This window comes from Butyrivibrio sp. AE3003, assembly GCF_000686065.1.
GTDB lineage: Bacteria > Bacillota > Clostridia > Lachnospirales > Lachnospiraceae > Butyrivibrio > Butyrivibrio hungatei_A.
On the sequence record NZ_JMLX01000001.1, the window covers coordinates 2,746,877 to 2,772,584 of the forward strand.

Below are 25,708 nucleotides of genomic sequence, written 5' to 3' on the forward strand. Positions count from 1 at the left end.
AAGATATGCATATAGTTTTACATCAGCCGGAGATACCGCAGAATACAGGAAATATCGGAAGGACATGTGTTGCTACGGGAACTTCGCTGCATCTTATAGAGCCGATTGGATTCAGGCTCAATGAAAAAGAGCTAAAGCGCGCGGGAATGGACTACTGGGAAAGACTCGACGTTACAAGGTACATGGACTTTAATGATTTCAAGGAAAAGCACCCCGGGGCAAAGATCTGGATGGCTACCACAAAGGCAAAGCGCTCTTATACCGAGGTCTCTTTTGGCATGGATGATTTCATCATGTTTGGAAAAGAGAGCGCCGGAATTCCTGAGGAGATTCTTGTGGAGAACGAGGAGAACTGTATCAGGATTCCTATGGGAAATGATATCAGATCTTTGAATCTGTCCAATTCTGTGGCGATTGTTTTGTACGAGGCGCTGAGACAGAATGATTTTGAGGGGCTTGAGAAAGAAGGCGAACTTCACAGGCTTCACTGGAAGTAACATCAGGTGGGATATATGAGTGGTAAAAAGGAAATTGCGACTGCGGGTTACAAGAAGGATGATATCCTGACAGTCGATATAACCGATATTGGGAATGATGGAGAGGGCATAGGCAAAATAAATGGCTATACCCTTTTTATTAAGGACGCAGTTATCGGAGATAAAGTTAAAGCGAAGATAATGAAGGCGAAGAAGAACTATGCTTATGCGCATCTTGAAGAGGTTCTTGAGCCTTCGGAGCATCGTATAACGCCGAAGTGTCCCGTGGCGAGGCAGTGCGGCGGATGTCAGATTCAGAGCATGTCTTATGAGAGACAGCTTGAATTCAAGCAGAACAAGGTAAGAAACAATATCGTAAGACTCGGCGGATTTGACGCGGAGTTTGTTGATAGTGTGATGAAGCCTATCATCGGAATGGATGAGCCTTGGGAGTACAGGAATAAAGCGCAGTTCCCTGTCGGCTGTGACAAAGAGGGCAAGGTTGTTACGGGCTTTTATGCGGGAAGATCGCACAATATCATTCCAATGACGTCCTGCTGTATCGGAGTTAAAGAGAATGAAGAGATCATGGAGATTATCAGATCTCACATGGTCGATAATCGCGTGCGCCCGTATGATGAAGTTTCCGGAAAAGGCCTTGTGCGCCATGTTCTGATCCGAAAGGGATTTACGAGTGGCGAGATAATGGTGTGTCTTGTTATCAATTATCGCGCGGCTTCAGGCTCTGCGAAGAAAGCAGGAGTAGGTGGTGCGCAGGTAGAATATATCGACGGACAGAAGGCACTTGTCGAGAAGCTTTCTAAAGTTAAAGGCATGAGCAGTATCTCAGTCAGTATCAATACAGAAAAGACCAACGTTATCATGGGGCTTGAAGTTCATACTATCTGGGGAAAAGATACAATAAGCGATACTTTGTGCGGACTTAAATTTGAGATATCGCCGCTTTCTTTTTATCAGGTTAATCCTGTGCAGACAAAGAAATTGTATGAGCAGGCGATTGAATATGCTTCGCTTACGGGAAAAGAAACTGTGTGGGATCTATACTGCGGAATAGGAACCATTACTTTGTCTATGGCAAAGACTGCAGGCAGAGTCTACGGTATCGAGGTTATTCCTGAAGCAATCGAGGATGCAAAGCGAAATGCCGAGCGAAACGGAATATCTAATGCAGAGTTCTACTGCGGCAAAGCTGAAGAAGTCCTTCCTGAGTTTTATGAGAAAAAGAGAAAGACTGTATCCGGTGGAGACGACGGCTCCAGCCTTCATCCCGATGTGATCGTAGTCGATCCGCCAAGAAAAGGCTGCGACTCAGTCTGCCTTGAAACAATGCTTAAGATGCAGCCTGAGAGGATTGTGTACGTAAGTTGCGACTCCGCAACACTCGCAAGAGATCTTCGCATTCTTGCAGACGGCGGGTATGAGATAAAAGCAATTCGTCCCTGCGATATGTTTCCTTGGACTGTGCATGTGGAAAGCTGTGTGCTCCTTGAGCGTGTGAGCAACCGAAAAGCAGATTTCTATGTGAAACTGAATGTGAAGATGGAGGATTACTATCGGATTAAAGACTCGAAAGGCGGTGAAGTGGATGGATAAGGAAAGTATTATATACGATACGGCAACAATAAGCGATATTCCGGAACTTGTAAGGCTTAGAATTCTATATATGACAGATGATTTTGGCTCATTAACCGATGAAGAAAGAGAAGGTATGGAAAAACAGCTTCCGGGATATTTTGAGAGAGAACTTGGGAAAAAGCTGATTGCGTTTGTAGCAAGAGCAGAGGGCAGGCTTGTTGCTGCGGCTTATCTGTTGATTATCGAGAAGCCGGCAAATCCATTTTTTCTAAATGGATTGGATTCAGAAGTTCTAAGCGTATACACAGAAGAAGAATACCGTGGTAAAGGAATCTGTACGAGCCTTATGAGCAATATGATTGAATATGCCAAAGAGCATCAGATATGCCGCATTGATCTGGTAGCAACGGATGAAGGATATCCTATATATAAAAAAACTGGGGTTTGAAGATAAGGTTCAGAAGTATACAGATATGCGATTAAAACTTTAGGATCCACGCATTGCGATAACTAGCGTTACGTGATATACTACGATTACAAGCACGCAATGCGAGGTGATGATATGGATATAGCCAAATCGATAAGAGACTTGAGAGAAAGCACAGGGATGTCACGTAAAGAGTTTTCAGAGCATACGGGTATCCCTGTTCGTACATTGGAAGACTGGGAGGCGGGGCGAAGAACTCCTCCGGAGTATATTCCGAGGCTTATTGCCTATCAGTTGAAATATGAAGAACTGATGAAGGTAAAGGGGGAGAAACTTTTATGAGAGATTTTGATAAGCAGATGGAAATGGTTCTCTATCATTCCGATGAAGGGGATGTTTCTGTTGATGCATTTATTAAAGATGAAAGTATCTGGATAACACAGAAGGCGATGGCAGAGCTTTTTGGTGTCAAAGTGCCTGACATATCGAAGCACCTTTCGAATATATACGATGAAGGTGAATTGGTGAAGGAGGCAACTATTTCCAAAATGGAAATAGTTCAAAGAGAAGGAAACAGAGATGTAAAGAGAACGCCGGTTTTCTATAATCTGGACGCAATTATTTCTGTTGGATATCGTGTAAATTCAATTAAAGCAACTAAATTTCGCATCTGGGCAACTACCGTTCTTAAGGAATACATGACAAAAGGTTTTGTTCTGGATGACGACCGTCTGAAGCAAGGGAAAACTGCTTTCGGAAAAGATTACTTCCGCGAGTTATTGGAGCGTGTTCGTTCAATCCGAGCCAGCGAACGGCGTATCTGGCAGCAGATTACAGATATTTTTGCTGAGTGTAGCATTTAAAAAGAATGAAAAAGGCAATGCTTTTTGGGAATCACAGGGATTTACGCTTCGTGACGACTTGAATTACAGAAACAAAGCGCTTGCTGAGATGGTCAGAATCGATCCTGATTATTTGAATGATTGATATGAACCGAAGGCAGATAAGTAATAATCAGTAGTTGCTATTGTGATGGAAATTCGGTTGCTCAGTCGGACGACAGTCGAAACTGTATGTTTATTGTCCAAACTTCATGAGGCTAAGCATCATATCAACGTAAAGGTAGATATGGACGAGCTTGATCTCACAAGTGCAGAGGCTAAGGCGACGTACAAAGAGAGTGTGGAGTGGGTGCAAGAACACTATGGATTTCATGTGACAAATCTGAAGATAGCAGACAGCCGGGATGCCCGGAATATAATTATATTAGTATTTACGCGTGCTTATAGCATTGTATACAATATCTTTGTTGTGACAATCTGGATAAACAGATGTCGCATAGGAGGTAATCATGAGAATGCGAGGCGACAGAAATGGGGCGACCTCTATATGAGAAATATGGCTTTGTTAAGATGAAATCTGAAATGGAACTGATTTAGGAGGCAACGTTGGACATTAAATATACAGATAAACATGATTTTACTAAAAATGAATTGGAAGAATTATTTCTTTCAGTTAACTGGTCATCAGGTCATTATCCGGAGAAATTATGTATCGCAATGAAAAATTTTAACACTGTTTTTTCTGCATATGACGGGGATAAGCTTGTCGGAATGGTATGTGCTATGGATGATGGAATAATGAATGCATATGTGCATTATCTGTTGGTGAATCCTGAATACCATAATCAAAAGATTGGCAGAACACTGATCGATATGATTAAAGAGAAGTATCATAGCTATCTTAGAATAGCAGTAATTGCCTATGACAAAGAAATGCATTTTTACCAAAACTGTGGGTTTGAGAAAAGTGATGATGCTTCGCCAATGTTTATAACTTCTCTATGGACATAAGGAATGGGCTACTAAATTCTTGCATCCTATGTTATCGGTGCATTGGTGTATTACATCAGTTTTTTTGTAGAAATAAAAAAAGCTAACAAATTTTTTTCGGGCTTAGAATGAATATAGAGAGTCGTACAGCGATTGGGAGGCATTTGATATGCTGAAAAATAAAGAAATCAGATATATGATCTGTGCAGCAGCTGTATTTACGGTTGCTGCGTCTGTATGCGGATATGTTTTATGTGGCATAGCCGCTTTTATTTTATTGGTGATATTGGGAATTGCTTTGGGGAGCGGATTTATTTTTTTCACAAAACGCAGGTATAACGATATAGACAAACTCAATTCGTACTTGGTAAGAGTTCTTGAGGGAGATGAAACAGTGGGGATCCTCGATCAGGAAGAAGGAGAGCTGTCGCTTCTTAAAACGAACATCTATAAAACTACGTCTACGCTCAGCTACCAGAAAGATCTTTTGGCAAAAGACAAAGTGGCGCTGGCAGATGCCATTGCGGATATAAGTCATCAGTTAAAAACTCCGCTTACGTCCATGATAGTAATGAACGATCTGCTCAAAATTGAGGATGATAAGAATAAGCGCGATGAATTTCTTACGACACAATCAAATCAGTTGGATAGGATGAACTGGCTGATCCAGACTCTTTTAAAGCTATCTAAGATCGATGCCGGAACAATAATCATGAAGCCTGAAGAAACAGAAGTTGACGAACTTATCAGAGAAGTCATAAAACCTTTTGAGATACAGATGGAGCTTAAGAATATAAGCTATACACACGACGTTTTTAATATGTCTGTTAAGTGCGATAAAAACTGGACCATAGAAGCCATTCAGAATATTGTAAAAAACTGCATTGAACATATGGAGAGCGGCGGCACGCTTTCAATAAAAACATCCGACACAAACATCTATAAGGAGATATCCGTTGAAGATACGGGTTGCGGAATAGCGGAGGAAGATCTGCCGCATGTTTTTGAACGTTTCTATAAAGGGAAAAATGCAGGAAAAGACAGTGTTGGTATAGGACTTGCTCTTGCAAAGACAATCATTACGGGACAGCGCGGAGATATTGTCGTAGAAAGCACGGAAGGCGTGGGAACGAGGTTCTGTTTGAGATTTTATAAAACACTTATCTAAAATGACAAATCTGTAATTGTATAGTCACTTGATTGTAAGATGGAAGCTATATCCTATTCTCATGAATAAGATATTCGACATGTTTTTTGCATGAGAAGGGAGACAAAAGAAAAATGAACATTCTGGAAATCAGAAACCTTTGTAAAGTATATGGAACAGGGGAGACAAGAGTTGACGCTCTTAAAGATGTCTCTTTTGATATAGAGCAGGGAGAGTTTGTGGCAATAGTAGGACCTTCCGGTTCAGGAAAATCAACACTTCTTCACATCCTTGGAGGAGTGGATGTTCCTACATCGGGTACTTGCACTATCGCAGGGACAGATATCGGCAAGCTTGATGAGACCAAGCTTGCAATCTTTCGCAGAAGAAATATAGGTCTTATCTATCAGTTTTATAATCTTATTCCTATCCTGAACGTAGAAGAGAATATGACACTTCCAATTTTACTGGATGGAAAAAAGGCTGATAAAAAGCTTCTTAACGATCTGGTTGAAAAGCTTGGATTAAAAGAAAGATTATCTCATCTTCCGAATCAGCTCTCAGGAGGCCAGCAACAGAGAGTGTCTATAGGAAGGGCGCTTATGAATCATCCTGCGCTGCTTCTTGCTGATGAGCCTACAGGCAACCTGGATTCAGAGAACAGTAAGGAAATCATAGCACTGCTTCGCAAGTTCAATAAAGAAAATAATCAGACTGTTATCATCATAACTCATGATGAAAGAATAGCTCTTTCTGCTGACAGAGTCATCACGATCGAAGATGGTAAGATCACACGCGACAGTAAGAAGGAAGGGGTGATGGTGTCATGAATATTATATCAACCCTGACATTAAGACACCTTCTTGGAAACAAGAAAAGATCCATCGTTACAATTCTTGGAATTGCAGCATCTACGGCACTTATAAGTGCTATTGTTCTGGGCGTTTTTTCTTTCTTTAAGTTCTTTGGGCTTCTGGCAATACAGACAGAAGGAAATGTACATGCGCGGTTTAGTGAGATTACGCATGAGCAGTATGTTTCTTTGAAAGAAGATAAAAGGATAGCATCGGTAGGAATTTGTGATGCAGAAGAAAAAATAACCGGCGTCAGACTTTTAAATGATAAAGAAGACAGATTCCGAATTGGAAATATCGATCATGTGGATAATGGCTATTTATCCATGGGAGTAGTAGCGGATTATGACGGAGTGCTCCCTAAAAATTCTTCTGAAATAGCGGTTGAAGAGCAGTTTCTAATTGATAATGGCCTGGATGATCTTAAGATAGGTGATTCTCTTACCTTTGATCAGGGATACAGGTATATTGATAACGGGCTTGAAGATTTTGCTTATCTGGCAGGTAATTACAGGTCGGACGAACAGTTTAAGGCTGAGTCAACAGAAACCTGTACAGTAACAGCAATTCTTCATGGGAACAGGCCGACCGGTAATTGGGACATTCTGCGAGGAATGGATGATGACTATTTTCCTGAAAAAGCTCAAGTGCTGATTTTACTTAAGAAATGCGATCATACAGCGATTAAGCAACTTAACAGCATTACAGCAGAATATGGAATCGACAAGTGTGAATATAATACAGAGTATCTAATTAGTTGCTTTGCGTTTGAAGACAGTAGCGGTTCATACAAGGCATTTTTTTGCCATGATGGCTGTTGCCCTTGCAATAGTCATAGCTACATCAATTATCTTAATATTCAATTCCATAGGAATGTCCCTCACAGAGAGAATGCGCTATCTTGGAATGCTGGCAAGTGTCGGAGCTACATCTAAGCAAAAGAGATTTTCAATATACTACGAGGGAATTGTTCTAGGTGGAATAGGGATCCCTTTAGGGCTTTTGCTTGGCTATATCGGTACGAAGATGACTTTGGCGGTTCTTGGAAAAAAGATACTCGAGGCGGATTTACTGGCCGGTGCTGAAGGTATGAGCGGTGGCATTCCTGTAGTATGCAATCACTATGTAATAGCTGCCATCGTATTTTTTGCGGCACTCACAATATTTGTTTCATCATTTATTCCGGCAATCAAGGCGTCAAAAGTTATGCCGATTGAAGCTCTGCGCCAAAACAATGTGGTGAAAGTTAAAGCAAGGAGCCTTCGCGTAAATCCCTTGATAGGAAAAATCTTTGGATATGAAGGCGAGCTGGCTTACAAAAACTTAAAAAGGAACGGTGTAAAAGGTAAAGTTATAACCGCAACCTTAGCGGTTTCAGTAATTTTGTTCCTGACAACAAACTTTTTTTGCAATTCCTTAGCAAGAGCCAATAAGTTTGAAATCGATATCCCTTATCAGATCGTGGCATCATGTTCGCTTTCGGAGAGTGACAGGCTTCGAAGTGACATTAGCAAGATAGAGGGAGTAGATAATGTGTACAGTGCAAGTATGATCCAGTTTTGGTTTAATAAAGCTCCGGATTCAACCACCGAGCTTGCCAATACAGATATTGCAGATCCAAAATTTCTTTTACCCGGATTTGCGGATATAAGCCTCGCTGGAATGGCAGTATGCATAGTGGATGATAAGGACTTTGACAGGATACTTGAAGATAATGGCCTGGATAAAAGTGCTTACTATGGCGATACATTGCGCGGAGTGTTGTTAAATGATTTTTTTCACGAGAGAAAGTCCAGTGAAGTATTTAATGACGGGATAATAGGGCAGATCCTTCACTACGATAATGCGATGGGGAATCCTCCGGCCATAGAGATTTCGGGATTAGTCAAATATGACGAAAACAATCGCATTTTAAACCTGGCACCTAAGAATGGCATTGAGGTGTTTGTACCCGCATCCATGTACTATGACAAGGCGAAAGAAGTGCTTCCCGAAGATAAGCTTACGGTTGATCTGGGGGTTGAAACCTCGAAGCATAAAGAAGTCCATGACAAGATATATTCTATTTTGGAAAATTATGGTTATCACAACTATTATTGCGCTGATATTGCGGATTCATTACAGATATTTGATACGGTCACGCTTATACTGAAAACTGCAATGTATGGCTTTACGATTCTCCTTACGCTCATTGCGATTGCAAATATAGTAAATACGATTTCAACCGGAATGCTCCTTAGGAGAAAAGAGTTTGCCATGTATAAGTCGGTGGGCCTTGAAAATAGCGGATTTAAGAAGATGATAAGACTAGAAACACTTCTTTACGGAATTAGGGCACTTATACTGGGAATTCCGATATCTCTTTTGCTGAGCTATCTTATGTATAGCACGTTTAATTCGAATCTGTTCATCTTTAATCCGGATCCGGTCATGTATGGCGCGGTTACGGCTTCGGTATTTGGAATTCTTGGAATCAGCATGGCGCTTAGTGTAAACAAGATTAAGAACGACAATATCATTGAGGTTCTTAAAGAGGATGCTGTGTAAAGAGTGAGGCATGATATGATACGACTTGAAAAAGTGAATGGAAAAAATGTTTGGGATCTTTTGAAATTACAAGTTTCGGAAGATCAGAAAAGTTTTGTGGCATCTAATGATGTTAGTATTATCGAGGCTTATACGGCGATAACAGGAAATGGATATGGAAAAGAAGCTGTAAAGCTGGCATTAGAGTTTATAAGAACGTATCCGTGCGGCGAGGCAGAGTATTGCTGGCTTTTGTATGAGCCAGAGAATACAGTGGCTTCAAAGAAAACGGAGATAAGGACGGCGAAGAGCTTATTGCAATATTAAAATTGTGAAAAAACATAGATATTCCGATACGTGTATATGTAAGTCAGTTCCACTCAGAAGAAAAAGAATTCTTTTGAGTGGAACTTTTTTTAAAAAGAAGCAGGATGAGATTAATTTATAGAGATAACTTGCCTTTGCGGTAGCGTCCAAACAAAATACCGTCGTCAACAAATTGATCTGTTTCTGAGATCCATATGGGGAATTTATCGGTGGCTACAGCAGTTTGTCCATTTAACATTCCGGTATGGAAGGAGAGGTGTCTGTATTGGCGAAGTACAAGTTCCATACGGGTATAGATGCAGTTTTCCGGTTTTTCATAGAGCATATTATCCGTAAGGGAATCCAGATAATTCATGGTTTTCTTTTCTATCAGATCAAGATATGACAGGAGCTGGGCATCGGATAAAATAACGCTTGTCGGATTTTCGGGATTGTCCATTCCGTTTTCGTGGAAGATAGGCTCTTCGTAAACGAATGGATTGATAAACCATTTGTCGGCTGAGTGAAGAGCGTGATATGCCCATCTCCAGCAAGGAGCTCCGCAGCATAGGGCGTCTCTGTCATAGGTACGTATGGAAGTGCGAATATTTAAAAAGTTTGGCTTTACTGTATCTTTAATTATTTTACATAGTTCATTCATAAGAAAACCTCCTTGCGCTTAATTGGATATGACCGTATAATATCATTGGATTTGATATCAGTAAAATTGAAATAAATAATTATATAATTCAAATATATTGAATGATTGGAAATGTATAGCATTAATAGTAATAAATGAAAAAGGACAAAGAGTAATTCAGATTGAAACAATCATGTAATAGACATAAAAAAAGAAACGTAGTACCCCGCATAGGTATTAAACCGTACGGCACAAAACCACATTTCTATGATGCTACATTATAACGAAGTATCATATGTGTCAAGGAGTATATATTCTCGTAAATTATTTAATATGGAGATTGAGTATGACAATTACACAGTTAAGTACTTTTTTGATAATATCAGAAATGAAAAGTTTTTCTGCGGCGGCAAGTAGCCTGGGGTATGCGCAGTCTACTGTTACAACGCAGATTAAGCAGTTGGAGGATGAACTGGGATGTGTGTTGTTTGAGCGTCTTGGGAAAACTATTTCAATCACTTCGTCGGGGGAACGTCTAATAGCATATGCAGAGAAGATGCTTCAGTTAGAGAGAGAAATTCGTCTTGATGTAACAGATGAAGAAAATCCTGCAGGCGTATTGAAATTGGGCGTATCTGAGTCTCTTTGTGTAAGTAGATTCCCACGAATTTTGATGGAGTATACCAAGAATAATCCACGAACAGAAATTAGGATACAGTTTGTTACACATGATGATATTCCCGAGCTTCTTCAGAAGGGAGAGCTTGATATGGTATATACTCTAAACCCGCTAATTGAGGATGAAAGGGTTAAAATTCTGCATAAGAAACGGGAAAGTCTGGGCTTTTACGCATCACCAACAAATCCTGTTGTAGATAAAACTATTCGAGAAAAAGATCTAAAGAATGTTCCGCTTTTATTGACTGGGCATAACTGTAATTTTAGACATATGTTGATTTCTGATCTTGATAGGCATGAAATTTCTCCGAATATAGTTCTGGAAACAAGCAGTAAAGAAATATTGAAACAATTTGCAATCAACGGATTAGGCGTAGCGTTTATACCGGATATTACTTCGGAAAATGAAATAAAAACAGGCAAACTCAAGCGTCTTACGTGGAAGGGAGAAGATTTTCCCATATATTCACAGGTTTTAATCCATAAGGATAAAAAACAGAACAAAGCAATAAAAGCTTTGGCTGAAATTATTATGAGAGATAAGGAAAATTATGGGGAAAAGTAGTAGAGAAAGAAACGTGTCTGTAATAAAGGATGCAAATGGAAACAACATTGTTGTAATAAATGACATTATTTTTAAAGGGAAAAGGTCAATTGATTGGGATTATGTTGAAGAGTATTTAAAGGATCATGTTGGAGATGTTTATAAAAATGCAGAGATAAACGACGTTGTTTATTTTGGCAAAGATCTTCCAGATGAATATGCGCACTCAGAGTATTCCAATTCTTTGAAAGGTGCTTATGCCAAAGCAAAAGCTAATGCAGCGCAGGGGCTTGGTGAGATGATTGAAATTGCCTTTAATGGCTGTTATACAGAAAATAAGAAACGGAAGCATGCAATTGATGCAGCTAAAGGTTGGTATCGTTTTGAATCACGATTTGCATTACCTGTTTATGAAGATAATGGTGAAATTGAAAGATACAATGTTTTCCATATTTATCTGATTATTAGACACGATCAAAATGGTAAGAAGTATCTTTATGATCTTATAAACATAAAAAAAGAAACGAGCAACCCGCTTGGCTGTCGATAGCGACACGTACGGTAAAAAACCCATTTCTTGATTCATATCTTAAAGAAGTTAGACTTAATTGTCAACATAAAAAATAATAGTTACATAAATATAGGCGGGTTTCGATTATAAAAAATGATTATTAGATGCTCTCACTATGGAAATAAATATCTTTGAAATCCCTGTAGCAATAGTTACAATTGCGGTTCTAATGATAAGATCTTTTATCATACCTTGGAAAGTGTTCATGTTATGCATACAATCTCCGTATAACGTAGTAAGATAAATTGCGGCGATGGAAATAAACCATCCCCAATGGACAGCTTCGTCATGCTTTTCGTATCTATACATTTGGATGATCAGTAATATCAGGTTTACAGTGAACGTTATTACTAAGATGTTATTCATAAATGGCCCTATTGATGATGGATCTATTCCGAAAGGGATTGAGCCATTTGCGGTCTTTAGCATAATAATCCACGCTGATAAAACGCTGCCCAAAAGAGTTAGCGTTGAAAGTAGCTTTGAAATTGTGGAAAACTTATTTAAATTGTCATGTGATTGTTGATTTGAGAAGTAGACGATCACTACCGTGATAAATGTAATTACCATAAATAGTACATATTCCCAAGTAGGTTTACTGTCAAAGATAAAGCTGTTATTTCCTAGCGCCGAAAATCCGGATAATATGCAACAAAGAAGGGGCACGATTTGTAAACAGTGCCTGATATTTTTCATTTTATTCTCGCGTTGTTGAAGCTTTGCAGCTCTGACAATCTCAATCAATGCAGCTTCATCGTGTTCGTCTTTGATTCCGGTAACAATTTCTTGAATTCGTAGATCAAGAGTAGTTGCCAGGTTTTCCAACAATCCAACATCAGGAAAACTTTCTCCTTTTTCCCATCTCGAAACAGCTTTGTTACTGACGCCAAGTAAATCGCCTAACTCACTTTGTGTATAGTTCTTTTTTATTCTTGCTTCTTTGATTAGAGTACCGGTTTTCATTTTATCCATGTGTACCGCCTCCCTTTTGCACTTTAAGTGTATCAGTCGGAATGGCGATTATCAATCTATCGTAACGAGAACGTTGTTATATTGATGCTGGGAGCGGACGGAAGATCTGTTGCTGGTATTTAAAAAATATTTTAAATAGCTCTTGACGAAGAGATGGCGTGGTCATACTATTGCTATAGTATTTAAAAAAATTTTTAAATAGCATGTGAGAGTGAGTATATTTATGGGTGAAACAAATATATTTAAGGTGCTTGCCGATAAGCAGCGTCGAGATATTCTTGTGATGCTAAAGGATGGCAGGATGAATGCCGGAGAGATTGCGGAAAAGCTTGAAATAACGCCGGCAGCTCTGTCTTATCACCTAAAACTCCTTAAAAGTGCTGACCTCATCATGGAATATAAGCAGAAAAATTTTATCTATTATGAGATCAACGCAACAGTATTTGAGGAGCTGATTTTGTGGATTGGACAGTTTGGAGGTGGAAAGCGATGAAAAAACTAATGTGGAGTATTTCTCTTTTTTCTTTAATCGGAACAGCTGTTGCGATTCAGTTTATTCCTGAAAGCGTCCCATTACATTATGATGCGGCAGGAAATGTTACGAGATGGGGCTCTAAAAATGAAAATATGATTTTTCCGATTATCATTTTATTTATGGCACTCGTTTGGACATGTTTCATGGCTTATTATGAGAAAAAAGCTTTGAAATCCGCTGATGAAAAGGAAAGTGCCGGGGCAAGATCAAATGCTAAAGTGATCGGTTATGTCGGCGTGGGAATGGCTGTTATGCACACTGTAATGCTGGGATTCACTTTGTTTGGAGAATATAAAGGGGCTATTTCGGGAGCGACAAAGCAAGTTGTTGATATTGGGAAAATATCAGTAATTATGATGGGAGGACTATATATATGGCTTGGGAATATCATGCCCAAAACACGAATGAATACGACGGTTGGGGTAAAGATAAGCTGGAGCATGTATAATGACACAACTTGGAAAAAGAGCAATCGCTTCGGAGGTGTTGCATTTGTTATCGCCGGAGTTATTACGATCATCACTGCATTTATAATAAAAAGTTCGTTTGGTTCGGTAATGCTTTCGATAGGATATATATGCGTGGCATCAATTGTAACTTTTGCTTATGCGTATAAAGTTTACAAAGCTGAAGTAAAATGAAAAGAGCTTGGATGAACCGTCCCTTTGCCTTCTTGCAATGAACAGATACTCAACCACCGGTTGAGTTGCCAAATTCAACCAATAATTCGTGTACCTCCGCTTACAGAAAATGTAAAGTTCTCTATGAAAGGAGACAATTTGATGAATCAGATAGAGACCGGGAAATTTATCGCAGCTTGCAGAAAAGAAAAGGGTATGACACAGGCTCAATTAGCAGGAAAGCTAAATATAACTGACAGGGCAGTTTCTAAATGGGAAACCGGAAAGAGTATGCCTGATTCTTCTATCATGCTGGAGCTTTGCAATATCCTGGATGTAACTGTCAACGAATTACTGAGTGGAGAGAGGATAGAAGTGAGCAATTATGAAGAAAAAGCCAGTGAGAATCTCATTGAGCTTAAGAAGAAAGATGAGAACAATATAAACAAAAATGTAGTGATATCAATTATCTATACAATAACTATGGCGATTGGAATAATCGTCTGTTGTATATGCGATGTTGCAATCACAGGAAAGTTGACGTGGTCGCTTATAACGTTTAACTCAATAATGTTTGCCTGGATAATATCTTTTCCGGTTATATTGCTGGGAAAAAAGGGAGTTTTGATAGCGCTTATCGTTTGCAGCATTTTTGTTTTTCCATTTCTTTATATACTTGGAGCGCTGATAAAAGTGCGAGAAGTATTTGCTATCGGCGCGGTAATGGCAGCAATTGCGCTTGCTTTTTTATGGGGCGTCTATGCTTTGTTCAAACGCTTCAAAGAAAGGAAGATGTTATCTGCGGGAATTACATTTTTGCTTGCTATCCCGTTCACTCTTGTAGTGAATATAACTTTATCCAAGATGGTAGGCGAACCTGCAATTGATATATTTGACGTTATGTCGGGATTTGTTTTGCTCATAGTAGCTGCTGCATTTATCTTTGGAGATTATGCTAAGAGAAACGGTCATTTGAGATAAAAAACTAAAATTAAAAAAGACGAGCCCTGCGCGAAAATGCCTAAAATCCACGTAGGGCTCTTTTGTTTGCAAATAATTTTGACAAAAATAGTATTTGGAATTATACTGTACTAACAGAACTAATACACATGATCAACATGGGAGTAATATTATGACTAAAAAATATTTATCTGCATCAATATTGTCATGTATATGCATGACGGTGACGGGCTGCGGAGCTGGGGCTTCAAACGCAGCTGTAAGTCCGGCTGAATCAATCGGAAAAGAAGTGATCTCAGCAGATGCTTCTGCAGAATATACAACGCCGGAGGCTTCAACGGAAGATGCATCCCTGGTTCCTATAGATGAGTGGGAAGAGAACTGGAAAGAGATTATGGGCGAGGAAGAAGAGGTCGAAGCAGATTATGATGAATCGCAGTATGATGAGGAAATTGTAAAATCTAAGGTTGATGAAGTAATAAAGAACAGTAAATCAATTGCTGAAGAAATAGAGGGAATAGAAAAGATTGCAAATTACTATAACGGATATCATTTCGACGCAGATATCAGTCAGATGGAGATGAACGCTGTAAGCGGGGCTGAGCCGTATACATGGGAACTTGAACTTGACAGTCTTTTGAAAAGAGCTCTTGAAGAAGCCGATGCATCAAAAAAAGAAGAGATTCAGGCTGAACAGAAAAAATGGAAAGCTGACTTTGATCGTTGCTACGATGTCCTTGAATATGAGGAAGGCTCATGGGTGCCTATGCAAAATTGTGAATTGGATGCAAGATTTTTGAAGAATCGTTGTTATATGCTGGCAAAGACTCTTTCTGACATAAAAGGTGATAATTACGAATTGCCAAAAAGATATTTCATGGATAATGCATATGTGAGCGATAACGGTATGCTTGATATATCTGAAGGAATGGAAGGCGGTTCAATTGCGATAACAGTAGTTGTAGACGGAAAAGAAGTAGGGCAGCTTGCGTACGACCCGCTTATCAACGATACAACAATTGAGTTTAAGGCACGATCAGGTATTGAAGGGAAGATTATCTATGGATGGGATGGAGCTACGCTTAGTATTACCAAGTCGGTAAATAAGATAATTCCTAAGGGAACAGAATTAAAGTTCCCCACCGCATTGTAAGAAAAAACCAACACACCTAAGGGAGAAAGGGAGAAAAAATGAAAAAGAGTAAATTGGTATGTATGGCAATTCCGCTTGTATCGATGTTTTTTGTCGGATGTACTCCAATCGATATGAGCAATCTTGGCATCGGTGAACAGCAAGAAGAGAGCACAGCGGAAGTATCCGAAGTGGAAATATCCGGTGCTACGGATGCATCATCGGAGGCGGATTCAGCGGCAGATGCAACAGACAGTGCTGCTAATGACAGTGAATTCTACTATGAGAAATTAAAAGAAAATGAAAAGAAAGAAGTAGACCTTGGAAATGATGGCAAGCAGGATACACTTCTTTTTGAGTTTAAAGATACAACCTGCAAGATGAAAATAAATGAGCAGGTTATAGATGTTGAGGTTTATGCAGATGGCGATATTGTGTTCGGAGGCGCAGATGCGTTATTTGTCCATAAAACCGGCGCGGATTATCTTATATTGGAAAACTATGGAGATGCATATTACGGAACAGTAACGCTTTATAAGTGGGACAATGGTTCTATGAAAGAACTCGATAAGCTTGATGATTATATGAGAGTAGATAGTAATTACGATGAGAAAACAGATTCTTCAACTTATTGCATTTATGCTGATAAGATAGTACTTGCAAAGAGATACGATATTTTTGGAAGCTGGATCGGCACTAAGAACTATACATATGGTGATGACGGATTTGCAACGGAAGAAAAGACTGAAAAGCTTCAGCCCATTATTATGGGATCTGACGGCGGTCTGATATTGAAAAAAGATGTTACATTTACAGATGAATCGGGAGATGCGCCTAAAACTGCCAAGGCCGGAGAAACAATTTATCCATGTGAAATAAAGCAGAATGTTATGGGATTTAATTCAAAGAGTGGCGAATTCTTGGGATATCTTCCATTTGAGCCTGATGAAAACGGAGTTTTTTATTCCAGTAACGGAGTAAACGAACAGGATTTATTTGAAAATGATCTGCATGTAGGATAAAGTAAACACAGCAAAGGAGGATCGAAATAATGAGTAAATATAAAAAGCTATTTGGTTTTGTTTTTGCAATTAGTATTTGTTTATCATCATTAACAGCTTGCGGTGCTGCGAGTGAGCAAGAGTCTGCAGAGAATGAAACAAGTATTGAAGCCGCCTCTGATGATGCGGTACCTGAAAATACAGAAGATGAAAGTGGTCTTGATGATCAGGACGATTCGGATATGCAAATAGCGGGAGAATTGAAAGAGGGCGATGCGGCTCCTGAATTTACAGCAACGCTCGTCGACGGATCTGAGTTTAAAATGTCAGATCACAAAGATGATGTCGTTATTCTCAATTTCTTTGCATCATGGTGCGGTCCTTGCATGCGTGAGATGCCTGCTTTTGAGATGCTTAAGAACGATGCGTATTCAAATCTTTCGATTCTGTGTGTAAACTGTGAGGAAGACAAAGCTACTGTCGATGCACTTGTAAAAGATGAGGGATTTACGTTCCCGATTGCATATGATGAAGACGGAGCTATCGGGGCAAAATATCCTACAGACGGCATTCCTTACACTCTTATTATTAAAAACGGCGTTATAGAAAAAACATTCCTTGGTGCACAGGATGCCGATACTCAGTACAAAGAGTACAAGGATGCAATTGATGCGTGCATGAACTGACGTGATAAGAAATGAGGGGCACATGAAAGTTGGAGAGCATTTAAAAAAGTTTTCAAGACGCTATGTGCAGCTGATTACAGCCGTTTTATATAACTGTAACGTGAAAGGCTTTGCGACCGGAACGATCTGGAAAGGTGGCAGCAAGGGAGTTTGCGTTCCGGGGCTGAATTGTTATTCCTGCCCCGGAGCGATTGCTTCGTGTCCGCTTGGGAGCCTTCAGACTGCTCTTGTCTCTTCGAGATATAAATTTCCCTACTACATCCTTGGAACGCTCTTACTTATGGGATTATTTCTCGGAAGATTTATTTGCGGCTTTTTGTGTCCGTTTGGGATGATTCAGGAATTTTTACACAAGATACCTACACCCAAACTTAAAAAGAGTAAGACCACGCGAGGGCTTACCTGTATAAAATATGTTTTGCTTGTCCTATTTGCAGTCATGATTCCCATATTTTATTCAGCGCCCGGTTTTTGTAAATATATATGCCCTGCAGGCACGCTCGAGGCAGGGATTCCACTTACATTTATGCAAAAGAAATTGCGTTCCCTTATCGGGATTTTATTTAGCTGGAAAGTCGTGCTATTATTAACAATTATTACAATCTGCATATTTGCTTATCGTGGCTTTTGCAGGTTTATATGTCCGCTTGGTGCGATATATTCTTTTTTTCAACCGGTTTCGTTCTTCGGAGTACAGGTTGATGAAGCAAAATGCATTCATTGTGATGCGTGCGTAAGAAATTGTAAGATGGATGTAAAAAAAGTCTGTGACAGAGAGTGTATACAGTGCGGTGAGTGCATGCAGCACTGTCCCGTAGATGCAATATATATAGGTATACGAAGAATTGACAGGAAGAAGATGCCATTGCAGGCAGTTTTTATAGTGCTTGCGGTGATTCTTATTGTTGTCGGGCTAAACAGCAAAGGGTTCCATGATATAAAGAGCAAGGCAATCCGCTTGTGCTACGAATGTATGGGAATAGGATGAGTTTTTGGAGGAGAAATGAGAAAAGTAGGTCTAATGATAATAAAGTGATGGAGTCATTTTAGGGGATTAACTTTGTAAAATAAAATCAGCAGCCCAAGATTTACGGCTGCTGATTTTTAATATATATGAAAAAAATATCGTTGACTTATTGTGCCGATAGCGCAAAGAAAGAACAGATCTTAAATTCGGTATCGTCGGAATCGCAATCCTCGAACCATATATTTCCGTCATCAACGCAGGCCCCATGGCTGTCAAACCATATTTCATCCACAGACCATTTGCTGAGTGAATCGATATAAGATTTATCAAAGCCCGTATCTGAAACATATTTAACAAAATCTTCTTTTGACTTTATAACTTTGCCGTTACGGTTCTTTACCGGATAGCAGATCATATCACCGATTGCATTCCAGTCTTCGGCAATTGTAAGATCTTTAATCTTCTTGGCATATTCACATACTTCGGAATAATTTGCTGCGGTAAATACCGAGCAATCAAAGTCGGATGCTTTGCTGCCTGAAGAATCGTCCGTACCTTCATCAATATTATCGTTATTTGCGCTTTCGGTGGAGTCTATAGGGGCTTCATCGGAAACAGGTGCAATATCTTTACTTGTATCATTTTGTGTTACATATTCCGAAGGATCTGCGACCTCGACCGTTTCCGGCTCGGAGCTGCTTCCGCAAGCCATACATACTGTTGATAAAGAAATTGCCAGGCATAGCACCAATAATCTCTTTTTCATGAGTAATTCCTCCTTTTGACAACAAGAGTACTTTAACACAAAAAGTAACATTTGTAAACGGTTTATGAAATATAAATATGCAACACCTGATAAAATAAGGAAAACACTTTAGCGGAACATCAAGAAAATGCACTATTCTGCCAATTCAAAGAAAAAGTTAAAAATGTTAAGAAAACTCTTCACTTTTTTGCTGAGGTGTGGTAAAGTATATTCATGAGGCCGTTATAATATACACATCAACCAACAAAGAAAAGAAAAGGAGAGAACAGAAAAGGAAATGCAAATGAAAAATATTCTTAAGTTAGTTGCATCATGTACATTCATTGCATGTCTGTCGCTCTACAGCGATATGGGGACTGTTCCCGTGAATGCAAAAGAACCTATCCGCGTTGGTTCGCAAGGGGCTAAAACTATTGAAGATGCTATCGAGAAGGCGAATGAAGGGGATACGATCATCATTCCTAAAGGGGAATACAAGGAACAGATCAGTGTAGAGACCGACGGGTTAACGATTGTAGGTGAAGATGGCGCAGTGCTTGAGGGATCAAAGATCACTCCTACATCTAGCGATGATTCAATGATCTATGTATGCGCATCGGATGTAACTATTGAAAATCTTGAAATCAGAGGTTTCACATTAAATAAACCTTCAGGAAGTGTAGCTCCAAAGGGTATATGCGTAGATGAAGGCTCACAGAATGTTACAATTAAGGACTGTGAGATTCATGATATGGGATGTAAGTATTCAAAAAAATCAGATGATTATAATGCACATGGTATTCTTGTAGACGGAAGTTTAAAGGAGCCTACAAAGAACATTACTATCACAAATTGTGAGGTGTACGGCCTGCGCCTTGGAAACAGTGAAGCAGTTGTAGTAAACGGAAATGTTGAAGGATTTGAGATTTCAAATAACAAAGTGCATGACTGTGACAACATCGGTATTGATGCAATTGGCTTTGAGAAGTCAACTAAGGATGACAGAGATAGAGCAAGAGCCGGAAAAATCTTTAATAATGTGGTTTATAATATTTCCTCAAAAGAAAACGTGACATATGATGATGCTTGTGCCGACGGTATATATGTTGACGGAGGAAAAGATATAGATATTTACGATAACTATGTTGAGAATTGTGATCTTGGAATCGAGATCGCAACAGAGCATAAAGGTGTTGTAGTTGAAGACATCAGAGTGAATAACAATACTGTAGTAAATGGTGGTTTGGCAGGAATAAGCATCGGTGGTTATGACGCTAAGAAGACCGGTGCGGCAAAGAACTGCGTAATCACAAACAATACAATATACAACACGAAGGGTGCATGCTTCCTTGTCCAGTTTGCATGTGATTCTTCAAATAAGTTCCAGAAGAACCTTCTTATTGCAGAGAATAAAGCTGATGCGTACGAAGAGGCTTGCAAGGATAAGAGTCGTGGAAACGATGTTTCAGATAACCTTTCAAACCAGGAATTCAAGGGCGCAAAGGCAGTAAAAGCTGAGTTCGGCTCTGCAGACAGAGAATCAGGAACAGCAACAATAATATCATACAGTGACCTTTCAGGTTACGGATCCGCAAAAACAGTAGTTAAAAATAAATAAATCGTTTATAATAATATTACCCCCGCTTTAAATCAGCGGGGGTATTTTGTGCAAAAATATATGACTCTTCCGATATTTTAACCATATGCGGATTATGGTAAAATATATAGCAATGATTTTTAAAAGCTATGTATATAGCGGAGGAGATGAAAAAGTGAAAGATTTTCTGAAGAAGAAAGACATTGAAATTTCTTTAAAGCGTTACGGAATTGACGCTTTGGGGGCTATGGCGCAGGGACTTTTTTGTTCATTGCTCATAGGAACTATCATAAATACGTTTGGTAAACAGTTTAATATTCCGTTTCTTATGCAGACTGTTGCGACAGTTTCCGATACGGAATATACGGTAGGCGGACTTGCTTCTGCAATGAGCGGTCCTGCAATGTCTGTGGCAATAGGCTACGCGCTTCATTGCCCGCCACTTGTTCTTTTTTCAATGATAACGGTAGGATTTGCCGCAAATGCACTCGGTGGTGCGGGCGGTCCTCTTGCAGTTTTGTTTGTTGCGATACTCGCGGCAGAATTTGGTAAAGCGGTATCAAAAGAGACAAAAGTGGATATTCTGGTAACACCTCTTGTGACAATAGGTGTCGGAGTTTTCTTCTCATGGCTTATAGCTCCCGCTCTCGGAAAAGCAGCTATGGCGTTTGGAAATCTTATCATGTGGGCTACAGAGCTTCAGCCATTCCTTATGGGAATACTGGTATCTGTAACAGTAGGAATCGCACTTACACTTCCTATATCTTCGGCAGCAATTTGTGCGGCACTTTGCCTTACGGGTCTTGCGGGCGGTGCGGCGGTAGCTGGATGCTGTGCGCAGATGGTGGGTTTTGCAGTGATCTCTTTTAAAGAAAATAAATGGGGCGGACTTGTTTCACAGGGTATCGGAACATCAATGCTTCAGATGGGTAACATTATCAAGAATCCGAGAATCTGGATCGCACCCATCGTAACATCGGCTATCACGGGACCTCTTGCTACATGTCTATTCAAGCTCAAGATGAACGGAGCGCCTGTTTCATCAGGAATGGGTACTTGCGGATTTGTCGGACAGATCGGTGTGTACACCGGATGGGTTCAGGATATCGCAGACGGAGCCAAGACAGCAATATCCGGATTTGATTGGGCCGGACTTATACTTATCTCATTCGTACTTCCTGCAATTATCGCTCCTGTAATTCATGCCGGAGTTGTTAAGCTCGGATGGGTAAAAGAGGGAGATTTGAAGCTTTAATAAGCGGAGATTCCTATGGTGAAAATATATATTTATATAGCGGTGGGAGTGGCAATAATTGCGATTGCGGCTTTCATCGTAAGCTATATTAAGAAATACAGGATGAAGCCTCTTCCAATGGATGAGATGGAAGGGCATGATTTTGAGTATTATTGCGCCGATCTTCTTAAAGCTAACGGTTTTGCCGAAGCAACCGTCACAAAGGGAAGCGGAGATTTCGGAGCGGATATACTTGCCGAGAAGGACGGTATAACTTACGCGGTTCAGTGTAAGTGTTACGACAAGCCGATCGGAGTTAAGGCGGTTCAGGAAATATATGCGGGAAGAGATTACTACAGCAGGATGGTCGGTGTTGTAATGACCAATCAGTATTTTACTCAACCTGCAGTGGAACTTGCCCAGAAACTTAACATTATGTTGTGGGACAGAGGATACCTCGACAGTATGGATAAGACATAATGAAGATAGAAATATTTGATGATTTTGATCTGAAAAAAATTGCAGACAGCGGACAGTGCTTCAGATTTAACGAGCACGGCGACGGGTATGAGGTTACAGCTTCTTCCAAGCATCTTTTCATCAGAAAATGCGGCGAGTATGAATATGAACTTGACTGCGAACCGGATGAATATGAGAGCTTCTGGAAGGATTATTTCGACCTCGGTCTTGATTACAGAAAGATCCGGGAAATGATAGATAAAGATACAGACAGGTATCTGTATGATGCCGCAGAGTATGGCAAGGGTATAAGGATCTTAAAGCAGGATCCGTGGGAAATGCTAATTTCTTTTATAATTTCCCAGAGAAAAAACATTCCGGCCATTAAAGCTTCTATCGAAAAGCTCTGTGCTGCGGTATCGAGGGAAATAGCCACAGACGGTGACGGGAAAAAGATCTATGCTTTTCCGACACCTGAAGAATTAGCGGGTTTATCTGATGAAAAACTCGCATCCTGTAGCCTTGGTTACAGGGATAAATATGTCAGGCAGGCTGCGCTTGATGTGGCAAGCGGAGCGGTAGCGCTTGATGAATGGGGAAATGCCTCGGATGAGGAACTGATGACCGGACTTTTGGGGTTGTTCGGCGTTGGGGTTAAGGTGGCAAACTGTGAGATATTATTTGGGTATCACAGACTTGATGCCTTTCCGAAGGATGTTTGGATAAACAGGGTTCTTGAGCTTAAGTATCCAAACGGATTTAGTTTTGATAAATATGCTCCGTACAACGGTATAATGCAGCAGTATCTGTTTTATTATTCCAGAAATAGCGGACTTATTTAATAAAGGGTTACAAATTATATGATAAAAGGAGAAGGAGTTATGAGTGACGCAAAAAAGGCAATTGCCGAAGGCAGTACGTTTCTGGGAATAGAGTTTGGCTCTACCAGAATCAAGGCAGTTCTTACGGACAAAGAGTACAATTCTCTTGCATCAGGGTCATTTAGCTGGGAAAACAAGCTTGTTGACGGTATCTGGACGTATGGACTTGACTACATCCAAGAAGGTGTAAGAGCATGTTATAAAGGCCTTAAAGAGGACGTGAAGAACAAGTATGGCGAGGAACTTACCACAGTCGGTGCTATGGGTGTTTCCGCTATGATGCACGGATACATGCCTTTTGATAAGGATGGAAATCTTCTTGTTCCATTCAGAACCTGGAGAAATACCATAACTGAAGAGGCATCTGAGAAACTTACAGATGCTTTGGGATTCCACATTCCGCAGAGATGGAGTATTGCACACCTGTATCAGGCAATTCTTAACAAAGAGGAGCACGTTGGAAAGATTGCTTTCTTTACAACTCTTGCAGGTTATATACATCTTTTGCTTACGGGTGAGAAGGTTCTTGGTATTGGCGATGCTTCGGGTATGTTCCCTATAGATTCCGATACATGCGATTACAACGCAGGAATGCTCGATACTTTTGATAATCTTTCGGAGGTAAAGAGTGCGGGAATCAAGATTCGTGACATCCTTCCTAAGGTGCTTTGTGCAGGTGAGCGTGCCGGTGTTCTTACTAAAGAAGGAGCTCTTTTCCTCGATCCCGAAGGAACGCTCAAAGAGGGTGTGCCTGTATGTCCTCCCGAGGGAGATGCGGGAACAGGTATGGTTGCGACTAATTCTGTTGCAAAGAGAACAGGAAATATTTCTGCAGGAACATCTGTATTTTCAATGGTTGTACTTGAACATGATCTGTCCAAGGCATATCCTGAGCTTGATATAGTTACAACACCTTCAGGTGAGCAGGTTGCCATGGTACATTGTAACAACTGTACTTCCGATCTTAACGCGTGGGTATCACTTTTTAGAGAGTTTGCAAAGACATTCGGACAGGATATCAGCGATGACGAGCTCTATGGCGGGCTCTATAGAAAGGCTATGGAGGGAGACCCCGATTGCGGCGGACTTCTTGCATACAACTATTTCTCAGGAGAGAGCATCACGGGATTCAATGAAGGAAGACCTCTTTTCGTCAGAAAACCCGACGATGTATTCAATCTTTCAAACTTCATGAGAACACATCTTTATACAGCTCTCGGTGCACTTAAGCTTGGAAATGACATTCTCATAAAAGAAGAGAAAGTTAATGTCGATTTCTTCTTCGGACAGGGCGGATTCTTCAAGGTAAGAGGCGCAGGAGACAAGACTATGGCCGCAGCTCTGGGAACAACAATAAAGCTTATGGAGACTGCAGGAGAAGGCGGTCCTTGGGGACAGGCAATCCTTGCGGGTTACATGATGCAGAAGCAGGACGGCGAGAGTCTTGAGAAGTATCTGAATGATAAAGTATTTACCAATGTAAGCGTGGAAACATGCGAGCCTGACGAGAAAGATGTCAAAGGCTTTGATGAGTTCATCAAGAACTATTCTGCAGGACTTGCCGTTGAGAAGGCAGCGGTTGATTCACTCAGATAAACAAAGATTACGGGGTATAGAAATGTTAGAAGAACTTAAAAAGAAAGTATATGAAGCAAATATGCTTCTTCCCAAGTATGGACTCGTTCTGTTTACATGGGGAAATGTCAGCGAGATTGACAGAGAAAAAGGACTTTTTGTTATAAAGCCGAGCGGAGTTGAGTACGATAAGATGACTCCCGATGATATGGTTGTAATGGACCTTGACGGAAATAAGGTTGAGGGAGAGCTTTCACCTTCATCGGACACTCCGACACATCTTGAACTTTATAAGGCATTTAAGGAAATCGGCGGTGTGGTACATACACATTCACCTTATGCTACAAGCTGGGCGCAGGCAGGAAGAGGAATTCCCTGCTACGGAACAACGCATGCGGATTATTTCTACGGAGAGATTCCCTGCGTAAGAGCACTCACAAAAGCTGAGATAGAGTCTGAATATGAGAAAAACACAGGACTTGCGATCGCAGCAGAGTTTGAGCGTCGCAGTATAGATCCTATGGCGGTTCCCGGTACACTGTGCCAGAACCATGGTGTCTTTACATGGGGCAAAGATGCGGCAGAAGCGGTTCACAATGCAGCCGTTGAAGAAGAAGTCGCAAAGATGGCATTAAGAAGCGAATTCTTAAATCCTGAGATCAGCGTAATTTCGTCTGACCTTCAAGATAAGCATTATTTTAGAAAACATGGTGCAAATGCCTATTATGGGCAGAAAAAGTGACAATG

The 25,708-nt window shown here is 40.3% G+C and carries 30 protein-coding genes and 1 pseudogene; 28 read left to right on the top strand and 3 right to left on the bottom strand.

The genetic code is table 11. The features are described 5' to 3' along the window. Positions 1–5 precede the first annotated feature (5 nt). From CD00_RS0113130 to CD00_RS18415, 13 genes and pseudogenes are all read left to right on the top strand, one after another. The gene (locus tag CD00_RS0113130) at positions 6–497 is read left to right on the top strand and encodes a tRNA (cytidine(34)-2'-O)-methyltransferase (protein WP_026656386.1); all 492 of its coding nucleotides are present in this window, start codon (positions 6–8) and stop codon (positions 495–497) included. Positions 498–512: 15 nt separating this feature from the next. After that, positions 513–2,090 (top strand): 23S rRNA (uracil(1939)-C(5))-methyltransferase RlmD, encoded by a 1,578-nt coding sequence (rlmD, locus tag CD00_RS18400; RefSeq protein WP_081811918.1) that lies wholly within the window; start codon positions 513–515, stop codon positions 2,088–2,090. Beyond that, complete coding sequence (locus CD00_RS0113140; RefSeq protein WP_026656387.1) at positions 2,083–2,520, top strand: GNAT family N-acetyltransferase; 438 nt, start codon at positions 2,083–2,085, stop codon at positions 2,518–2,520. Before rlmD ends, CD00_RS0113140 begins: the two co-directional genes overlap by 8 nt. Before the next feature lie 114 nt (positions 2,521–2,634). After that, positions 2,635–2,841, top strand: a complete 207-nt coding sequence (locus tag CD00_RS0113145; protein WP_026667264.1) for a helix-turn-helix domain-containing protein — start codon at positions 2,635–2,637, stop codon at positions 2,839–2,841. Further along, complete coding sequence (locus CD00_RS18405) at positions 2,838–3,362, top strand: virulence RhuM family protein (RefSeq protein ID WP_081811919.1); 525 nt, start codon at positions 2,838–2,840, stop codon at positions 3,360–3,362. The genes CD00_RS0113145 and CD00_RS18405 overlap by 4 nt, the downstream gene beginning before the upstream one ends. After that, on the top strand, positions 3,343–3,486 hold the full coding sequence (locus CD00_RS19905; RefSeq protein ID WP_081811920.1) for an acetyltransferase: 144 nt from the start codon (positions 3,343–3,345) through the stop codon (positions 3,484–3,486). Before CD00_RS18405 ends, CD00_RS19905 begins: the two co-directional genes overlap by 20 nt. Before the next feature lie 374 nt (positions 3,487–3,860). Beyond that, positions 3,861–3,938, top strand: a pseudogene (locus CD00_RS21415) (GNAT family N-acetyltransferase); the annotation flags it as partial. Between the two features lie 9 nt (positions 3,939–3,947). Then, a complete protein-coding gene (locus CD00_RS0113160) occupies positions 3,948–4,352 on the top strand; it encodes a GNAT family N-acetyltransferase (RefSeq protein WP_026656389.1) in 405 nt (134 codons plus the stop codon). Positions 4,353–4,500: 148 nt separating this feature from the next. Next, positions 4,501–5,499: a sensor histidine kinase gene (locus CD00_RS0113165; protein WP_026656390.1), complete on the top strand. Its 999-nt coding sequence runs from the start codon at positions 4,501–4,503 to the stop codon at positions 5,497–5,499. A gap of 113 nt (positions 5,500–5,612) precedes the next feature. After that, positions 5,613–6,308: an ABC transporter ATP-binding protein gene (locus CD00_RS0113170; protein ID WP_026656391.1), complete on the top strand. Its 696-nt coding sequence runs from the start codon at positions 5,613–5,615 to the stop codon at positions 6,306–6,308. Further along, positions 6,305–7,267, top strand: coding sequence for a hypothetical protein (locus tag CD00_RS20750; protein WP_026656392.1), 963 nt, complete (start codon positions 6,305–6,307; stop codon positions 7,265–7,267). The genes CD00_RS0113170 and CD00_RS20750 overlap by 4 nt, the downstream gene beginning before the upstream one ends. After that, positions 7,206–8,879, top strand: a complete 1,674-nt coding sequence (locus CD00_RS0113180; protein WP_330370485.1) for an ABC transporter permease — start codon at positions 7,206–7,208, stop codon at positions 8,877–8,879. The genes CD00_RS20750 and CD00_RS0113180 overlap by 62 nt, the downstream gene beginning before the upstream one ends. A gap of 15 nt (positions 8,880–8,894) precedes the next feature. Beyond that, positions 8,895–9,185 carry a hypothetical protein gene (locus tag CD00_RS18415; RefSeq protein ID WP_051199100.1) on the top strand — a complete coding sequence of 97 codons (291 nt, stop codon included), beginning with the start codon at positions 8,895–8,897 and terminating at the stop codon, positions 9,183–9,185. 115 nt (positions 9,186–9,300) lie between these two features. Here the strand turns inward: CD00_RS18415 and CD00_RS0113190 are convergent, their stop codons facing one another. Next, entirely contained in the window at positions 9,301–9,825 is a 525-nt protein-coding gene (locus CD00_RS0113190) for a hypothetical protein (protein ID WP_026656394.1), read from the bottom strand. A 325-nt stretch (positions 9,826–10,150) separates the two neighbouring features. Here CD00_RS0113190 and CD00_RS0113195 point away from each other — a divergent pair, with 325 nt between their 5' ends. Then, positions 10,151–11,047 carry a LysR family transcriptional regulator gene (locus CD00_RS0113195; RefSeq protein WP_026656395.1) on the top strand — a complete coding sequence of 299 codons (897 nt, stop codon included), beginning with the start codon at positions 10,151–10,153 and terminating at the stop codon, positions 11,045–11,047. Next, a complete protein-coding gene (locus CD00_RS0113200; RefSeq protein ID WP_034462134.1) occupies positions 11,034–11,576 on the top strand; it encodes a hypothetical protein in 543 nt (180 codons plus the stop codon). The genes CD00_RS0113195 and CD00_RS0113200 overlap by 14 nt, the downstream gene beginning before the upstream one ends. Positions 11,577–11,681: 105 nt before the next feature. Here the strand turns inward: CD00_RS0113200 and CD00_RS19480 are convergent, their stop codons facing one another. After that, positions 11,682–12,569 (bottom strand): helix-turn-helix domain-containing protein, encoded by an 888-nt coding sequence (locus tag CD00_RS19480; RefSeq protein ID WP_051594201.1) that lies wholly within the window; start codon positions 12,567–12,569, stop codon positions 11,682–11,684. 223 nt (positions 12,570–12,792) lie between these two features. Between CD00_RS19480 and CD00_RS0113210 the strand changes: the two genes are divergently transcribed. From CD00_RS0113210 to CD00_RS18430, 7 genes are all read left to right on the top strand, one after another. After that, entirely contained in the window at positions 12,793–13,062 is a 270-nt protein-coding gene (locus CD00_RS0113210) for an autorepressor SdpR family transcription factor (protein WP_026656397.1), read from the top strand. After that, the gene (locus CD00_RS0113215) at positions 13,059–13,745 is read left to right on the top strand and encodes an SdpI family protein (RefSeq protein ID WP_026656398.1); all 687 of its coding nucleotides are present in this window, start codon (positions 13,059–13,061) and stop codon (positions 13,743–13,745) included. Before CD00_RS0113210 ends, CD00_RS0113215 begins: the two co-directional genes overlap by 4 nt. Before the next feature lie 141 nt (positions 13,746–13,886). Beyond that, complete coding sequence (locus CD00_RS0113220) at positions 13,887–14,705, top strand: helix-turn-helix domain-containing protein (protein WP_026656399.1); 819 nt, start codon at positions 13,887–13,889, stop codon at positions 14,703–14,705. A 151-nt stretch (positions 14,706–14,856) separates the two neighbouring features. Then, positions 14,857–15,837 carry a lysozyme inhibitor LprI family protein gene (locus CD00_RS0113225; protein WP_026656400.1) on the top strand — a complete coding sequence of 327 codons (981 nt, stop codon included), beginning with the start codon at positions 14,857–14,859 and terminating at the stop codon, positions 15,835–15,837. Between the two features lie 38 nt (positions 15,838–15,875). After that, positions 15,876–16,838 (top strand): hypothetical protein, encoded by a 963-nt coding sequence (locus CD00_RS0113230; protein WP_026656401.1) that lies wholly within the window; start codon positions 15,876–15,878, stop codon positions 16,836–16,838. A 29-nt stretch (positions 16,839–16,867) separates the two neighbouring features. Then, complete coding sequence (locus CD00_RS18425; RefSeq protein ID WP_051594202.1) at positions 16,868–17,503, top strand: TlpA family protein disulfide reductase; 636 nt, start codon at positions 16,868–16,870, stop codon at positions 17,501–17,503. A 22-nt stretch (positions 17,504–17,525) separates the two neighbouring features. Next, positions 17,526–18,491, top strand: a complete 966-nt coding sequence (locus tag CD00_RS18430) for a 4Fe-4S binding protein (protein WP_081811922.1) — start codon at positions 17,526–17,528, stop codon at positions 18,489–18,491. A 145-nt stretch (positions 18,492–18,636) separates the two neighbouring features. Here the strand turns inward: CD00_RS18430 and CD00_RS0113245 are convergent, their stop codons facing one another. Then, positions 18,637–19,236 (bottom strand): hypothetical protein, encoded by a 600-nt coding sequence (locus CD00_RS0113245; protein ID WP_026656402.1) that lies wholly within the window; start codon positions 19,234–19,236, stop codon positions 18,637–18,639. A 283-nt stretch (positions 19,237–19,519) separates the two neighbouring features. Here CD00_RS0113245 and CD00_RS18435 point away from each other — a divergent pair, with 283 nt between their 5' ends. The 6 genes from CD00_RS18435 (at position 19,520) to CD00_RS0113275 (ending at position 25,703) form a co-directional block, all read left to right on the top strand. Further along, entirely contained in the window at positions 19,520–20,833 is a 1,314-nt protein-coding gene (locus CD00_RS18435; RefSeq protein ID WP_034462138.1) for a right-handed parallel beta-helix repeat-containing protein, read from the top strand. 112 nt (positions 20,834–20,945) lie between these two features. Further along, entirely contained in the window at positions 20,946–22,067 is a 1,122-nt protein-coding gene (locus CD00_RS0113255) for a PTS transporter subunit IIC (RefSeq protein ID WP_051199113.1), read from the top strand. 15 nt (positions 22,068–22,082) lie between these two features. Further along, complete coding sequence (locus CD00_RS0113260; RefSeq protein ID WP_026656404.1) at positions 22,083–22,526, top strand: restriction endonuclease; 444 nt, start codon at positions 22,083–22,085, stop codon at positions 22,524–22,526. Beyond that, positions 22,526–23,347: a DNA-3-methyladenine glycosylase family protein gene (locus CD00_RS0113265; protein ID WP_051594203.1), complete on the top strand. Its 822-nt coding sequence runs from the start codon at positions 22,526–22,528 to the stop codon at positions 23,345–23,347. Before CD00_RS0113260 ends, CD00_RS0113265 begins: the two co-directional genes overlap by 1 nt. Before the next feature lie 39 nt (positions 23,348–23,386). Continuing rightward, positions 23,387–24,982, top strand: a complete 1,596-nt coding sequence (locus tag CD00_RS0113270) for a xylulokinase (RefSeq protein ID WP_026656406.1) — start codon at positions 23,387–23,389, stop codon at positions 24,980–24,982. Positions 24,983–25,004: 22 nt separating this feature from the next. Then, positions 25,005–25,703 (top strand): L-ribulose-5-phosphate 4-epimerase, encoded by a 699-nt coding sequence (locus CD00_RS0113275; protein WP_026656407.1) that lies wholly within the window; start codon positions 25,005–25,007, stop codon positions 25,701–25,703. Positions 25,704–25,708 lie beyond the last annotated feature (5 nt).

Coding starts and splice junctions, on each gene's coding strand:
- CD00_RS0113130 (WP_026656386.1), top strand. CDS start 6: ATGCATATAGTTTTACATCAGCCGGAGATACCGCAGAATACAGGAAAT.
- rlmD (WP_081811918.1), top strand. CDS start 513: ATGAGTGGTAAAAAGGAAATTGCGACTGCGGGTTACAAGAAGGATGAT.
- CD00_RS0113140 (WP_026656387.1), top strand. CDS start 2,083: ATGGATAAGGAAAGTATTATATACGATACGGCAACAATAAGCGATATT.
- CD00_RS0113145 (WP_026667264.1), top strand. CDS start 2,635: ATGGATATAGCCAAATCGATAAGAGACTTGAGAGAAAGCACAGGGATG.
- CD00_RS18405 (WP_081811919.1), top strand. CDS start 2,838: ATGAGAGATTTTGATAAGCAGATGGAAATGGTTCTCTATCATTCCGAT.
- CD00_RS0113165 (WP_026656390.1), top strand. CDS start 4,501: ATGCTGAAAAATAAAGAAATCAGATATATGATCTGTGCAGCAGCTGTA.
- CD00_RS0113170 (WP_026656391.1), top strand. CDS start 5,613: ATGAACATTCTGGAAATCAGAAACCTTTGTAAAGTATATGGAACAGGG.
- CD00_RS20750 (WP_026656392.1), top strand. CDS start 6,305: ATGAATATTATATCAACCCTGACATTAAGACACCTTCTTGGAAACAAG.
- CD00_RS0113180 (WP_330370485.1), top strand. CDS start 7,206: ATGTCCCTCACAGAGAGAATGCGCTATCTTGGAATGCTGGCAAGTGTC.
- CD00_RS18415 (WP_051199100.1), top strand. CDS start 8,895: ATGATACGACTTGAAAAAGTGAATGGAAAAAATGTTTGGGATCTTTTG.
- CD00_RS0113190 (WP_026656394.1), bottom strand. CDS start 9,825: ATGAATGAACTATGTAAAATAATTAAAGATACAGTAAAGCCAAACTTT.
- CD00_RS0113195 (WP_026656395.1), top strand. CDS start 10,151: ATGACAATTACACAGTTAAGTACTTTTTTGATAATATCAGAAATGAAA.
- CD00_RS0113200 (WP_034462134.1), top strand. CDS start 11,034: ATGGGGAAAAGTAGTAGAGAAAGAAACGTGTCTGTAATAAAGGATGCA.
- CD00_RS19480 (WP_051594201.1), bottom strand. CDS start 12,569: ATGGATAAAATGAAAACCGGTACTCTAATCAAAGAAGCAAGAATAAAA.
- CD00_RS0113210 (WP_026656397.1), top strand. CDS start 12,793: ATGGGTGAAACAAATATATTTAAGGTGCTTGCCGATAAGCAGCGTCGA.
- CD00_RS0113215 (WP_026656398.1), top strand. CDS start 13,059: ATGAAAAAACTAATGTGGAGTATTTCTCTTTTTTCTTTAATCGGAACA.
- CD00_RS0113220 (WP_026656399.1), top strand. CDS start 13,887: ATGAATCAGATAGAGACCGGGAAATTTATCGCAGCTTGCAGAAAAGAA.
- CD00_RS0113225 (WP_026656400.1), top strand. CDS start 14,857: ATGACTAAAAAATATTTATCTGCATCAATATTGTCATGTATATGCATG.
- CD00_RS0113230 (WP_026656401.1), top strand. CDS start 15,876: ATGAAAAAGAGTAAATTGGTATGTATGGCAATTCCGCTTGTATCGATG.
- CD00_RS18425 (WP_051594202.1), top strand. CDS start 16,868: ATGAGTAAATATAAAAAGCTATTTGGTTTTGTTTTTGCAATTAGTATT.
- CD00_RS18430 (WP_081811922.1), top strand. CDS start 17,526: ATGAAAGTTGGAGAGCATTTAAAAAAGTTTTCAAGACGCTATGTGCAG.
- CD00_RS0113245 (WP_026656402.1), bottom strand. CDS start 19,236: ATGAAAAAGAGATTATTGGTGCTATGCCTGGCAATTTCTTTATCAACA.
- CD00_RS18435 (WP_034462138.1), top strand. CDS start 19,520: ATGAAAAATATTCTTAAGTTAGTTGCATCATGTACATTCATTGCATGT.
- CD00_RS0113255 (WP_051199113.1), top strand. CDS start 20,946: ATGATTTTTAAAAGCTATGTATATAGCGGAGGAGATGAAAAAGTGAAA.
- CD00_RS0113260 (WP_026656404.1), top strand. CDS start 22,083: ATGGTGAAAATATATATTTATATAGCGGTGGGAGTGGCAATAATTGCG.
- CD00_RS0113265 (WP_051594203.1), top strand. CDS start 22,526: ATGAAGATAGAAATATTTGATGATTTTGATCTGAAAAAAATTGCAGAC.
- CD00_RS0113270 (WP_026656406.1), top strand. CDS start 23,387: ATGAGTGACGCAAAAAAGGCAATTGCCGAAGGCAGTACGTTTCTGGGA.
- CD00_RS0113275 (WP_026656407.1), top strand. CDS start 25,005: ATGTTAGAAGAACTTAAAAAGAAAGTATATGAAGCAAATATGCTTCTT.